The organism is Sulfurimonas indica, from assembly GCF_009192995.1.
GTDB lineage: Bacteria > Campylobacterota > Campylobacteria > Campylobacterales > Sulfurimonadaceae > Sulfurimonas > Sulfurimonas indica.
Genome location: NZ_SDID01000037.1, coordinates 1 through 13219 on the forward strand (window position 1 = coordinate 1; position 13219 = coordinate 13219).

The 13219-nt window shown below is 35.0% G+C and carries 14 protein-coding genes and 1 pseudogene; 13 read left to right on the forward strand and 2 right to left on the reverse strand.

Annotation, left to right across the window (positions count from 1 at the left end; genetic code table 11):
* Positions 1-659 (reverse strand): hypothetical protein (locus tag ES948_RS10485; RefSeq protein WP_152184901.1); only part of this gene is annotated, 659 nt, incomplete at its 3' end.
* Positions 660-805: 146 nt separating this feature from the next.
* Here ES948_RS10485 and ES948_RS10490 point away from each other — a divergent pair.
* The 13 genes from ES948_RS10490 (at position 806) to ES948_RS10550 (ending at position 12978) form a co-directional block, all read left to right on the forward strand.
* Positions 806-1447 carry a hypothetical protein gene (locus tag ES948_RS10490; protein WP_152184902.1) on the forward strand — a complete coding sequence of 214 codons (642 nt, stop codon included), beginning with the start codon at positions 806-808 and terminating at the stop codon, positions 1445-1447.
* 25 nt (positions 1448-1472) lie between these two features.
* Entirely contained in the window at positions 1473-2288 is an 816-nt protein-coding gene (hypB, locus tag ES948_RS10495; protein ID WP_152184903.1) for a hydrogenase nickel incorporation protein HypB, read from the forward strand.
* 4 nt (positions 2289-2292) lie between these two features.
* Complete coding sequence (locus tag ES948_RS10500; protein WP_152184904.1) at positions 2293-2583, forward strand: HypC/HybG/HupF family hydrogenase formation chaperone; 291 nt, start codon at positions 2293-2295, stop codon at positions 2581-2583.
* Entirely contained in the window at positions 2583-3734 is a 1152-nt protein-coding gene (gene hypD / locus ES948_RS10505; protein WP_152184905.1) for a hydrogenase formation protein HypD, read from the forward strand. The genes ES948_RS10500 and hypD overlap by 1 nt, the downstream gene beginning before the upstream one ends.
* Before the next feature lie 254 nt (positions 3735-3988).
* On the forward strand, positions 3989-4921 hold the full coding sequence (locus ES948_RS10510; RefSeq protein WP_152184906.1) for an NADH-quinone oxidoreductase subunit B family protein: 933 nt from the start codon (positions 3989-3991) through the stop codon (positions 4919-4921).
* Complete coding sequence (locus tag ES948_RS10515) at positions 4918-6423, forward strand: nickel-dependent hydrogenase large subunit (protein ID WP_188109518.1); 1506 nt, start codon at positions 4918-4920, stop codon at positions 6421-6423. Before ES948_RS10510 ends, ES948_RS10515 begins: the two co-directional genes overlap by 4 nt.
* Positions 6424-6816, forward strand: coding sequence for a hypothetical protein (locus ES948_RS10520; protein ID WP_152184908.1), 393 nt, complete (start codon positions 6424-6426; stop codon positions 6814-6816).
* Positions 6788-8239 (forward strand): putative bifunctional diguanylate cyclase/phosphodiesterase, encoded by a 1452-nt coding sequence (locus ES948_RS10525; RefSeq protein WP_152184909.1) that lies wholly within the window; start codon positions 6788-6790, stop codon positions 8237-8239. The genes ES948_RS10520 and ES948_RS10525 overlap by 29 nt, the downstream gene beginning before the upstream one ends.
* 12 nt (positions 8240-8251) lie before the next feature.
* On the forward strand, positions 8252-9250 hold the full coding sequence (gene hypE / locus ES948_RS10530) for a hydrogenase expression/formation protein HypE (RefSeq protein ID WP_152184910.1): 999 nt from the start codon (positions 8252-8254) through the stop codon (positions 9248-9250).
* Positions 9251-9344: 94 nt separating this feature from the next.
* The gene (gene htpX, locus ES948_RS10535; protein WP_188109519.1) at positions 9345-10208 is read left to right on the forward strand and encodes a protease HtpX; all 864 of its coding nucleotides are present in this window, start codon (positions 9345-9347) and stop codon (positions 10206-10208) included.
* Positions 10208-11866 (forward strand): enoyl-CoA hydratase-related protein, encoded by a 1659-nt coding sequence (locus ES948_RS10540; protein WP_152184911.1) that lies wholly within the window; start codon positions 10208-10210, stop codon positions 11864-11866. The genes htpX and ES948_RS10540 overlap by 1 nt, the downstream gene beginning before the upstream one ends.
* A 20-nt stretch (positions 11867-11886) precedes the next feature.
* Positions 11887-12228 carry a hydrogenase maturation nickel metallochaperone HypA gene (gene hypA, locus ES948_RS10545; RefSeq protein WP_152184912.1) on the forward strand — a complete coding sequence of 114 codons (342 nt, stop codon included), beginning with the start codon at positions 11887-11889 and terminating at the stop codon, positions 12226-12228.
* Complete coding sequence (locus ES948_RS10550; protein ID WP_152184913.1) at positions 12229-12978, forward strand: DUF695 domain-containing protein; 750 nt, start codon at positions 12229-12231, stop codon at positions 12976-12978.
* 60 nt (positions 12979-13038) lie between these two features.
* Here ES948_RS10550 and ES948_RS10555 read toward each other — a convergent pair.
* Positions 13039-13219 (reverse strand): annotated as a pseudogene (locus ES948_RS10555) (hypothetical protein); the annotation flags it as partial.

Sequence of the window (13219 nt, forward strand, 5' to 3'; positions counted from 1 at the left end):
ATCAAAATGCGCGGGGTGGCCAAATGGGATGCGTGCCTACACTTAAATTCAAACTCTTTTAGAAAATAGATAAAATGGTCACTTTTAATACCCTTATATATAATGATTGATTTTTCAAAATAATCCCAAAACTGTACTATATTATTGTGATGTTTAGAAACTTTTATGAGTCTACTGATACGTTTAAATTTATTAAACTCATGAAGATAAGTACTCTCTATACTGTCTTCTATCATTTTATTTTTATATTTGTGTAGTGATGGAAGGAGTAGTGTATAAATATGTCCATTATAATCAAAGGTAAGAAAATTATGTGCGTCAAATACTGCTTCTTGTTCATTTTTTTTAGACTTTTCTAAATAAAAATATTCTTCGTATTCACAATTTATATTTCGGTATTTTTCATATTCTTTTTCCGATATATTAGCGCAAAGAAAACGTAATTCTTCATAATAAGAATGTATTGACGTATATGAAACTTGCATTCTGTTTGCAAGCTGTAATGCACTTTCATTATTGATGTAAGCTTCGATGATTGTGAAGATCTTATTAATTTTGTTACGAGATATTTTTTTATTGCATTGAGAACATTTAATCCTGTTATCATTTAAAATGTAGACATATCCTTGACACCAAAGACACTTTTCTAACCATTGCATCTATTTAACCTTTTAGTTACCATTATTCCATTTAGTCCATAAAACATATAAGAAATAAGTTCTTTTATCTCTGTTTTACATAATATAATATAAAATCTTTTAAAACTGAATAAATATTCATTATTTATATTTTATAAGGGATCTTAATGGAATTAGGATACATGATAATTTTTTGGTATGGAATTTTACATGCTTTCGGGCCTGACCATCTGACTGCTATAGCAGATTTTTCTATTGGTAAGTCGATGAAAAAAACGATGACAATTACTATTGCATTCGCATTTGGACACGGAATGACACTTTTTATATTTGCAAAGCTTTTAGAATTGTATAATCTACCTGAAAATGTAACAGCTTATGGTGATTTGATATCTTCAATTGTCATTATTGGTATGGGGATATACTTACTTTATATGGTTTTAACAGATAAAGTACATCTAAATAAACATATGCATGAAGGCAAAGAACATATACATATTTACTTTGGTAAAGAGCACTCTCATAATGCTACAGTAGCATCTACTTCTGCATGGACTATGGGTGCACTGATGGGTATAGGTGGAGTACGAGGTATGCTAGTTACATTAGGTATGTTAAATGGTCATTCTATTGAGTTTAGCATGGTACTCGCTTTTATTGCAGGTGTTAGTTTGGTGTTTGTTAGTTTTGGAGGTGTGATTTTATATCTTAATAAAGAGCTTTTAACAAATAAAACAAATGTCAGAAAAGTTTTTGTAACTGCTGGTTTAGTATCTGTAGCAGTTGGAACAAATATGCTTTTAGCATAAATATAATGAAGGAGAATGATAAATAATGTGTGCAGATTGCGGATGTAGTATAACAGGAACAACTTTAGGGGATGGACATCACCATCATCATGACCATGGACACACTCATTCACATGATCATAGCCATGTCCACTCACATGAACATCAAGCGGCGCATGAAACATTGCACCACAACCCACAACTTAATGATAAGAAGACTATTAGTGTTATTACAAAAATTTTAGATAAAAACAATCATGAGGCAGCACATAATCGAGCTCATTTTGATAATCATAATGTTTTGAGTATAAATCTTATGAGTAGTCCGGGGAGTGGAAAAACAACACTTTTAGAGAATATGGCTGATATGGCTGATTTTAAATTTGGTGTTATTGAAGGAGATTTAGAAACTTCTCGTGATGCTGATAGAATTAAGTCTAAAGGAATCCCGGCTTATCAAATTCAAACAGGTTCAGCATGTCATCTGGATGCTTTTATGGTTCATAAAGGCTTACATGATATGCCTCTTGAAGAGATAGACGTATGCTTTATTGAGAATGTAGGAAATCTTGTTTGTCCAGCTTCATATGATGTCGGAAGTCATTTAAATATAGTTCTTGTATCGATTCCAGAAGGAAGTGATAAAATAGAAAAATACCCTGTTATGTTCCGTCAAGCAGACTTGATTTTAATAACAAAAACAGATCTGTTACCATATTTTGATTATGATTTAGAACATGAGAAACAAGAAGCTCGTAAAATTAAACCAGGCGTGGATATTTTAGAAGTAAATATTAAAGATAAAGTATCAATTCAAAGAGTAATTGATTGGATAGAGTTTAAAAGAAAGATGAGGAGTTAAAAGTATGTGTCTTTCAATTCCAAGTAAAGTTGTAGAATTAGATTTAGAGAGAAATGTTGCGATTGTTGATACAATGGGTGTAAAAAGAGAAGCTGGTTTAGAGCTTATGGAAGAGGGTGATGTCAAAATTGGCGATTATGTTCTTTTACATATTGGTTTTATAATGAATAAGATTGATGAAGAGGATGCATTAGAGTCGCTCAAGGTTTATAATGAAATTTTAGAGAAGCTTGACGAAGAAGAGAGGCGGCAACTTGTAGAAGAGGATGATAACTGTCCAAACAGAGGTGCATAATGGCTGAGTTACAGTTAAAAGATCTCTATGATGGTTTCCGTAATCCTGAAGTGATTCAAGGTTTTGCAAAGCTTATTAATGAAGAATCAAAAAAGCTTTCTCGTCCAATTAATATTATGGAAGTATGTGGTGGGCACACGCATTCAATTATGAAGTTTGGACTGCCACAGCTTCTACCTGATAATATCAACTTTGTTCATGGTCCCGGGTGTCCGGTCTGTATCATGCCAAAGGAGCGAATAGATCATGCTTACATTCTAGCAGAACTAGATGATACCATCCTTGTAACACTTGGAGATATGATCAAAGTTCCCGGAAGTCGTGGAAGTCTACAAGATGCTCGTGCAAAAGGTGCGGATGTACGTTTTGTTTATTCTCCACTTGATACACTCAAGATTGCACAAGAAAATCCAGACAAAAAAGTCATCTTTTTTGCCATTGGTTTTGAGACAACTACACCAATGACTACTTCTCTTATTGATATCGTTCTTAAACGTGGTATTAAAAATATATATTTTCACATCAATCATGTAACAGTCCCTGAAGTTATGGTGGAATTGATCGACAGTCGTGATGAGCATGTAGATAGTTACAACAATAGGATTGATGCATTTTTGGGACCAAGTCATGTAAGTGTGATTACAGGAAGTAAAATTTATGAGAAGTTTCCGCGTGATTATGGACGTCCTGTTGTTGTGGCTGGTTTTGAGCCGGTAGATGTGATGGAAGCTATTTTAATGATAGTTCGGCAATTTAACGAGAGACGATGTGAACTTGAAGTAGAATATAAACGTCTTGTATCATATGAGGGTAACCTTAAAGCGCAAGCTCTCATTAATCACTACTTTGAAAAAGCGAGTCTTTTTAAGTGGCGTGGACTTGGCAATGTATCTGATAGTGGGTATAAACTGCGTCCGGAGTTTGCTGATATCAATGCTGAGAAGATTTATGCTGATATACTCCCACGTGAGGAGATTGAAGATCATAAACTCTGTATATGTGGTGATATTTTGCGTGGGATGGCAAAACCAAATGAATGCACTATCTTTGGAACTACATGTAAGCCAAATACGCCACTTGGCAGCTGTATGGTCAGTAGTGAAGGGGCATGTGCCGCTTACTATAAATATGGAAATATTTTACAAGGATAAGCTATGTAAGATTTTGGAATGCTGCTTGTTTTTTTTGTAAGGTGTTCTTCATATCTTTGGTCCTAATCACCTTCCAACCATGGCTGATTTTTCAATAGGAAAAGATAAGAAAAAAACTTTGCCAATTACTGTTTTATTTGCAAAAATTCTTCTCGTATAAAATAAGGCTAAGATGAAGCAATATGTAATCATGGTATAAGTTTATTGTTGTTATTATCTTACAAATGAATACTTAATTAGTAAAAGGCAACTTAATGAATTTGTACTGGCTCCAAAGTGGCGGTTGTAGTGGCGATAGTATGTCGCTTCTTAATTATGAGGGAAATCTTTTTGAACTTTTTGAAAATATTGGGCTGGAGGTTTTATGGCATCCATCGCTTGCAAATATATCTCCAAAAGAGCATGATACACTTTTAGAAAATATTTTAAACGACACTAAAGAGCTTGATATTTTATGTATTGAGGGAAATGTTGTGATGGGTCCTGATGGTTCTGGTATGTTTGATACTTTTAGGGGGGGGGAACCAAAATATAAGCTCATAGAAAAACTCTCTCAAAAAGCTTCCTATATTGTAGCAGTTGGGACTTGTGCTTCTTTTGGAGGGATAGGAAGTTATGATGAGATGCAAGGGCTTGGTTTGGGGTACTTGCATGAAAAAAAAGGTGGTTTTTTAGGTAAAGAGTTCCTTACAAAAAAAGGTTTACCAATTATCAATCTCCCAGGATGTCCCATCCAACCAAAAGCACTTGTTACTATTTTACAAAAGATTGTTACAGACACTCCAATTAACCTTAATAAAAACTCTATAGATGAGTCTTATTATAACTTTACTGTGCATCAAGGGTGTACAAGGAATGAGTATCATGAGTATAAAGTAGAAGAGAATGACTTTGGAGAGAATGGGTGTATGTTTTTTCACCTTGGATGTAAAGGTCCAACCACAATGGCACCATGCAACAAATACCTGTGGAATGAAGTAAACTCCAAAACACGGGTAGGGGTGCCTTGTTTTGGATGTACTCGTCCAGATTTTCCACAACAGCATCCATTTTTTGAAACACAAAATATTGTAGGCACGCCACTTGAACTCCCAAAAGGGGTAGATCGTGCCCACTACTTAGCATATAAAGATATGGCATGGGCAGCTGCACCAAAAAGACTTGCAAAAAGGAAACAAAGAGTATGAGTAAGAGAGTTATTGAGCTTAATATCCCAGTCAATCGTGTTGAGGGAGATTTGGATATAAAAGTAAAAATTGAAAATGGTGTGATTGTTGATGCAAAAAGTGTTGGTACACTCTATAGAGGTTTTGAAAATATTTTAATTGGAAAAGACCCTTTAGATGCTCTTGTTTATACCCCTCGTGTTTGTGGAATATGCTCTGTTTCGCACCTTTTGGCAAGTGCAAAAACTTTAGAAAATCTTTATGAAGTTACCCCGCCACCCCAAGCGGTTCGATTGAGAAATCTATCTATACTCTCAGAAACACTACAAAGTGATTTACGACAACACTACTTAATGTTTATGGTTGATTTTGCACATAAATTTTATGAAGAAAAAAGCTTTTACACGCAGGCAAATGAACTCTATGCACCATTTAAAGGGAAGTTTGCAAAAAGCACTTTACAAATCACTAAAGATGTTTTAAAAGTGGTGGCAATTCTTGGTGGACAGTGGCCCCATACTTCCCATATAGTCCCAGGTGGTGTAGCATCTGCAAATATCTGTAAAATTGAGCTTTTTGATGTGAGAAACCATCTTTTAAAAACACAAAAATATTTGGAAGAGGAGATATATCTCACCTCTATAGGTGCTATACAAAACCTACAAACTTTGCAAGATTTAGAAGAGTATATACAAAAATACCCAGATTCACAAGTAGCAATTTTTAGCCACTTAGCCAAAGAGTGTAAACTTGATGAGATTGGCAAAACGGGGTATGGATATTTGAGTTATGGAAATATAGATGACCCACAAAACCCTACAAACTCCCTTATAAAAGCGGGTGTTTATAGTGATGGTATCTATGCACCAATAGAAGCTGAAAAAATTACAGAAGATGTAGCATATAGTTGGTATGAAAAAGAAAAACCACTCCATCCAAGTGAGGGAAAAACAGTACCAAAATATGCAAAAGATGAGGCATACAGTTGGACAAAAGCTCCGAGATATGCAAACAAACCACTCCAAACAGGACCACTAGCTGAGTATATGGTAGAGCAAAACAATCTTTTTATAGAGCTTGAGAAGAGCTATGGTGATAGTGTGTATGTAAGACAATTAGCACGACTTTTGCGACCTGCAAAATATATAGCTTATATGCTTGAGATGACTGAAGAAGCAGTTAATGGGTGTCGTGATGATGTCTATATCTCTCCAAAAAAGAAAAAAAGTGGCACTGGTTTTGGACTTACTAGTGCAGCAAGGGGAGCTTTGGGACATTGGATAGAGGTAGAAAATGGAAAAATTGCCCATTATCAAATCATCTCTCCAACTACATGGAATGGTTCTCCAAAAGATGCAGATGGCAATTATGGAGCATGGGAGAAGGCCCTTGTGGGGTTAAATATAACAGATACCGATAACCCTATGGAACTCGGACATGTAATTCGCAGTTTTGATCCATGTTTGGTGTGTACTGTACACTCTGTGGATAATGAAGCAGTTTCGTATAAAATAGGATTTTAGATGAAAGTTGTGTGCATAGGAAACCGTTTTAGCTATCCCGATAGTTTTGGGATGGAGGTCTATCAACAACTTATGCAGCAAAAAAATGACTTTGAGGTGATTGAGGGTGGAATAGGTGGTTTAAATTTAGCTCTGCATTTTGAAACAGATGAAGATATCATCATTGTTGATCAGGGTGTTGGGTATGGGAGTAACTTTATAGAGATGCAAAAGCTTGATTTGGCAAATGTGTCTGAGTATAATCATGAAAGTGCTTTTTACTATCTACTCAAATCGCTAGAGAAAGAAAATATCTTTTTTTATTTCTCTAATACTTTAGAGTGGCTGCAAGAAGATATTGACAAAGCAGTAAAAGAGATTTGGAATGAAGTTAACAAAAAAACAACTCATTAATGAGATAAAAACGCTTCAAGAAGCAGCAAGAATCCATACAAAAAACTCTATAAAACAGTATAAAAAAGTGCTACATACCATTAAAGAACTTCAAGAGGAAAAAAAATCTTTAGAAAAGAAAATACGACAGCGAACAAAAAAACTTGAAAAGATTGCAAAATTTGATGCTTTGACAAGTTTACCAAACCGCTATCTTTTTAAAGAAGAACTCATGCTCACACTTCAAAGTGCCAAACTTATACGCACAAATTTTGCTCTTATATTTATCGATCTTGATGGTTTTAAAGATGTAAATGACATTTATGGGCATGAATCTGGTGATAATATGTTAAAAATAATATCAAAACGGTTGTTGCTTTGTGTGCGAAAAGATACAGATTTGGTTGCAAGGCTTGGAGGAGATGAGTTTACAGTGCTTCTTAAAGGTTTGGCTGCTAAAGATAAAATAGAAAAAATAGCAAATAAAATTTTAGCAGAGCTTTCAAGAGAGATTCAAATTTCTTCAAAAATAAAAGTGATAGTTTCTGCTAGTCTTGGTATAGAGATTTATCATCATTTTGATAACACATCTATTGAAGATTTATTAGCACACGCAGATATAGCGATGTATAAGGCAAAAGCACAAGGGAAAAACCAAGTTGTTTTTTTTAATACAACAATGAAGCAAGAACTAACTAAAAAAGTGTTACTTCAAGATGAATTACGAGAAGCATATAAAAAAGGGGAATTTATATATTATCTTCATCCAATAGTAGGGTCAAATACTAAAGAATTGTGTGGAGCAGAGGTTCTTTTACGTTGGAAAAAAAACGGTGAGATACTCTCTCCATATTTTTTTATGGAAGAACTTGAGATGATGGACCTTTTTGTTCCTCTTACTTTTGAACAAATACAAAGTGTTGTAAGAGAGTTTGAAGATATTAAAAAAGAGTTGAGTCTTTCGTTTAATCTAACTGCTAGAATCCTTGATAGTATGGAAATAGTAAAGTTTTTAGAAGAGTTAAAAAAAGAGTTAAATCCTCATTTAAAACTTTATTTTGAGATAACTGAGAGTGATTTTGCAAATAACATTGTAAAAGCTAAAAAAGTATTAGAGGCTATTTCTGCATTAGGTTTTAAAATATCGTTAGATGATTTTGGAACAGGTTACTCTTCACTCTCGCATATTCGTGCATTTCCACTCGATACTTTAAAAATTGATAAAATATTTGTAGATTCAATTGTTGAATCGCAAAAAGATTATCAACTTTTTAAATCTATCATTACAATGGCACGGATTTTAGATATTCAGATTGTTGTAGAAGGGATTGAAACAGAAGAACAATTTAAAAAAATTCGTAAAAAAAGTTATGTAAAAATTCAAGGATATTATTTTTACAAACCAATGCCATTAGATGAATTTAGAAGTATCATGAGCAATTAAAAGGAAAAAACTATGCAAAAAAATATAACCCTATCCATGGGAAATGGTGGAGAAGAAAACAACGAACTTATAAGCAAAATATTTTATAAAGCTTTTAAAAATGAGATACTTGAAAAGTCTGAAGATGCAGCAGTTATTCATAATGGAGAACTGGCTTTTAGCACAGACAGCTTTACGGTCAGTCCACTCTTTTTTCCTGGTGCTGATATAGGTAAGCTTGCAATTTGTGGAACATGTAACGATCTTGCAATGATGGGAGCAAAACCGAAGTATCTTACATGCAGTGTAATTATAGAAGAGGGTTTTGCTACACGTGAGCTTGAAAAAATTGTACGTAGTATGAAAAAAGAGCTTGAAAATAATGATGCTATAGTAGTGAGTGGAGATACAAAGGTTGTGCCTAGAGGGAGTGTGGATAAAATTTTTATTAATACTACAGGTATTGGAGAAATTCAAAAAGAAGGCATAAGCTCAAATAAGATTACTCAAGATGATGTGATTCTCGTTAGTCGTGATGTAGGACGTCATGGTGCAACAATCTTTGCTGCACGTGAAGGAATTGAGCTATCAAGTGATTTACGTAGTGATTGTGCATCGCTCACACATCAAGTCCAAGCTCTCATTGATGCTGGAGTGCAAATAACAGCTCTTCGTGATGCAACGCGTGGCGGAGTGAGTGCTGTACTTAATGAATGGGCAAAACAGTCAAATATCTGTATCGAAGTGCAAGAAGATTCCATACCTGTTTCACAAGAGGTTTATGGTATTTGTGAAATGCTTGGTTTTGAAGCACTGAGTTTAGCAAATGAGGGAACATTTGTACTTGCAATTAAAAAAGACTCATTACAAAAGGCTTTAGATGTACTACATAGCTTTGAAAACTCTGCTAATGCTGTAGAGATTGCTAAAGTAAGTGATGCTTATGTAGGTAAAGTTGTGCTACTGAGCTCTTATGGTACAAAACGTTTTTTAGATACGCCAACTGGGGAGCTTCTTCCTCGAATTTGCTAGGAAGAATTCCATTCTGCTTACGCTACAAAAGTAACATAATCTAGATATTTTTTATGATACAATCAAATAAAAAATATTGAGAAAGGGGATAATTATGTCTTTAATAATGTTAATAGTAATGAACTTAGCTGTTATGGCTTCACTCTATATAGCACTTTTTATGCTGAGTAATTTTTTTGGTATCTATATAGATCCACAATCTATGAGTGGACTCTTTATGATGGCAGCACTTTTTGGATTTGGAGGTAGTTTTATCTCGCTTTTTATGTCCAAATGGATGGCGATTCGTGGGATGGGTGTAGAGATTATTGAACATCCTAGCAATGAGTTTGAGAGATGGCTTATGAGTACAATCGAGAAGCTCTCACGTGAGGCTGGTATCGGGATGCCTGAAGTGGGTATATTTCAAGCAGCACCAAACGCTTTTGCAACAGGGTGGGATAAAAACAACTCCCTCGTAGCTGTAAGTACTGGGCTTATTGAGATGATGAGCCGTGAGGAGATTGAAGGAGTCCTTGCCCATGAGATAAGCCATGTAAAAAATGGCGATATGGTGACAATGACACTAATGCAGGGTGTTCTTAATACCTTTGTAATCTTTATCTCACGCATACTTGCCTCTATGGTAGCACGTGACAGAAATGGTAATACAAATCATGCAATGTATTTTATGATTAGTATGGTATTGGAGATGGTTTTTTCTCTCTTTGCAACAGCAATTTTGATGTGGTACTCACGTCACAGAGAGTACCGCGCAGATGAGGGAGCGGTTGATTTAAGTGGTGCACAGGGGATTTACTACGCGCTTGCAAAACTCGGAAAAATTCCGCGTGAGCAATTAGCTTTAAATGATGATTATCGTGCTTTTGGGATTGTCGGCTTTTTAGGAAGTTTTTTTGCTTCACATCCACCTATTGAAGCAAGACTAGAGCATATTAAAGAGTATACGGGAGTCTAATGAAAATTACTCTTCTTATCAGTACTTTTAACTCTACTTCTCAACTTACATATACCTATTTAAAAAATATAGGCCATATCATAGATGTGGTCTATGCCATCAATGATACTCAGATGATAGAAGAGATAAAAGCTTTTGAACCTGAGCTTATTCTCTGTCCTTTTTTAAAGAAGTTTGTCCCTTCTGAAATTTACACTAACTTTCCAACCTATATTTTACACCCGGGTATTCGAGGAGATAAAGGGGCATACTCGCTAGATAATGCTTTGCGTGAGGCAAAGAGTGAATGGGGTGTAGTATATCTACGTGCTAATGATGAGTTTGATGGTGGGAGTATTTACGCTGAAGAAGATTTTATGATGCGTTACACCTACAAGGCTTCACTCTATCGTAATGAGGTCAATGTCGCCTCTCTTACACTACTCAAAGAACTGCTTACAAATATTGAAGATGATACTTTCACTCCTACACCACAGCTTCCAACACCACCACATAAACAGCTCACGCAAGCTGATAGAGCGATTGATTGGCAAAGAGATACAACGCAGGAGATTCTTACAAAAATCTATATGAGTGACTCTCATCCTGGGGTTTTAGATGAGATACTTGGTCTGCAGTGTTACTTATATGGTGCTTGGAAAGAAGAACGACTTCGTGGTGAAAAGCCTAAGGAGATACTTGCTAAACGTGATGGTGCGATATGTCTTAGCACCGTTGATGGTGCGATTTGGGTTACACACCTTAAAGAAGTAGGTAAGTTTAAACTTCCTGCAACCTATGTACTTAAAGAGCGACTTAAGGGAATAAAAGAGGAGAGATTACCACTCATTTTTGATAAGAGTTACAAGACCTTTTATGAGATAAACTGCGAGATAAAAGATGAAATAGCCTATCTATATTTTAATTTTCATAATGGAGCTTTTAGCAGTGACAAGTGTATGAAGCTCAAATATGCTTTTGAGTACATCAAAGAACAAGTAAAAGTTGTTGTACTTATGGGTGGAGTTGATTTTTTTAGTAATGGTATCCATCTCAATATCTTAGAAGATAGTAAGAAAAATGGAGAAGATGGTTGGAGCAATATCAATGCGATGAATGATTTAGTAAAGAGTATTTTATTTGCTGATGATGTTGTTACTGTTGCTTCACTGGAAAAGAATGCGGGAGCAGGGGGTGTTTTTCTGGCGCTTGCATGTGACTATGTTGTAGCATGCGAAGGTGTAGTGCTGAATCCTCACTACAAAACTTTAGGTCTTAGTGGCAGTGAGTACCATACTTACAGCCTGCCAAAGCGAGTAGGGGAGCAAAAAGCAGAGGAGTTACTTGATGCTTGTTTGCCGATAGGGGTGAACGAAGCACAGCGTATTGGTATGGTTGAGAGAGTCTTTTCTCACGCAAGTTATCAAAAGGAGCTTGAAGTGTTTTGTAAAGTGTTGCTCGAAGATGAAGATGCTTTTGAGGACTTTTTGTGGGAGAAAGAGGATTATTTAGAAGCCAATCGTGAGATTATTGAAGCAAAAAGAGAGGCTGAAATAGCTGTAATGCATCCAGAATTTTGGGATAATACGAGTAGTTTTCACACACTTCGATATGAGTTTGTCTATAAAGTTTGTCCTTCGCAGACACCAAAACGATTAAAAGCTATAATTAATGAATAATTATTCATTTAGGAAGATATATGCATGAGTATAGTGTTGTACAAGCACTGCTAGAACAGATTGAGGATATTGCTGAGCAAAATAAAGCTTCACAGGTAACAAAAATCATTGTAAAGATCGGTGTCATGAGTGGTATAGAAGCTCATCTTCTGGAGATTGCCTTTAATACTTTTAAAGAAAAAACCATTTGTGATAAAGCAGAATTTGTTATGAATATACAACAACTCAAAATACGGTGTAACTCCTGTAAAAAAGAAAATGAACTGGAGAAGGTACATTACTGTTGTCCTGAGTGTAGTTCTACAAATGTAGATGTTATTGATGGAGAAGATATGTTTTTAATGAGTTTGGAGATGGAATAGATGCAAGAGTATTGGGAAAGTTATGTAAAGCCTATTGAAGGATATAAAGCAATGGTTGCATTTAATGCGGGTGTTGCAGACAGTGTACCAAATTATGAGTATATGTATGTTGGATTTGTGAAAATTAAGCTAAAAAATCCTAAAGAGGATGGACTTGTAACTGAAGATGAAAGTGATGACGTTGGTTTTATTGAAGATAGACTTGAAATGGAGTCTCTTAGATGGCGAAGTGGTAAATATATAGGTCGTATAATTTCTAATGGAGAGGTAACGTTTGTTTATGCACTTAAGCTTGATTTTGAGTGGAGTAACACTGTTGCAGCTGCTATGGAACATTTTGATTACGAATATGAATATGGCTCACGTCCAGATATGGAATGGGAGGTCTATCAAAAACTCCTATTTCCAACAATCAGGGAATGGCAAATTATAGCTAATCATCATGCATGTGATAATCTCAAAGAACAAGGGGACAACCTTCATTTAGAAAGAGCAATAGAACATAAAGTCTATTTTAAAAATGATGAAAATCGTCAAGAGTTTATAAAACTTATTGAAGCTGAAGGATTCCGCAATCAAAAAGAGATGGAAGTTCCATTTAATGGTGAAACGATGTATGGTGTACAGTTTTATCGTAAAGATGTACCATTTTATTATGATATAGATGCATTGACTATGAAGATTATAGATATGAGTGATAGTTGTGATGGTTCGTATGATGGATGGGAATGTTCTTTAGTTAAGATATAGGGTTATAAAAGAATAATTCCTAAAATTGTATCATAAATTAAGAGCTTTATCCAATCTTCCCTAAAAGTAAATTGAGAGTTGAGAGATAGTTAAGCTCCAGTTTCGAATTGGCATAGTCCATTTTTTCTGAGCATTTTGAATACCCATAAACAGTAGTTTAAGTAAGCTGTTATCGTTAGGAAAAGCACCTTTGGTTTTAGTTGTCAAACGAATCCTAAAATTTTGCACTAAAAAGTAAAAA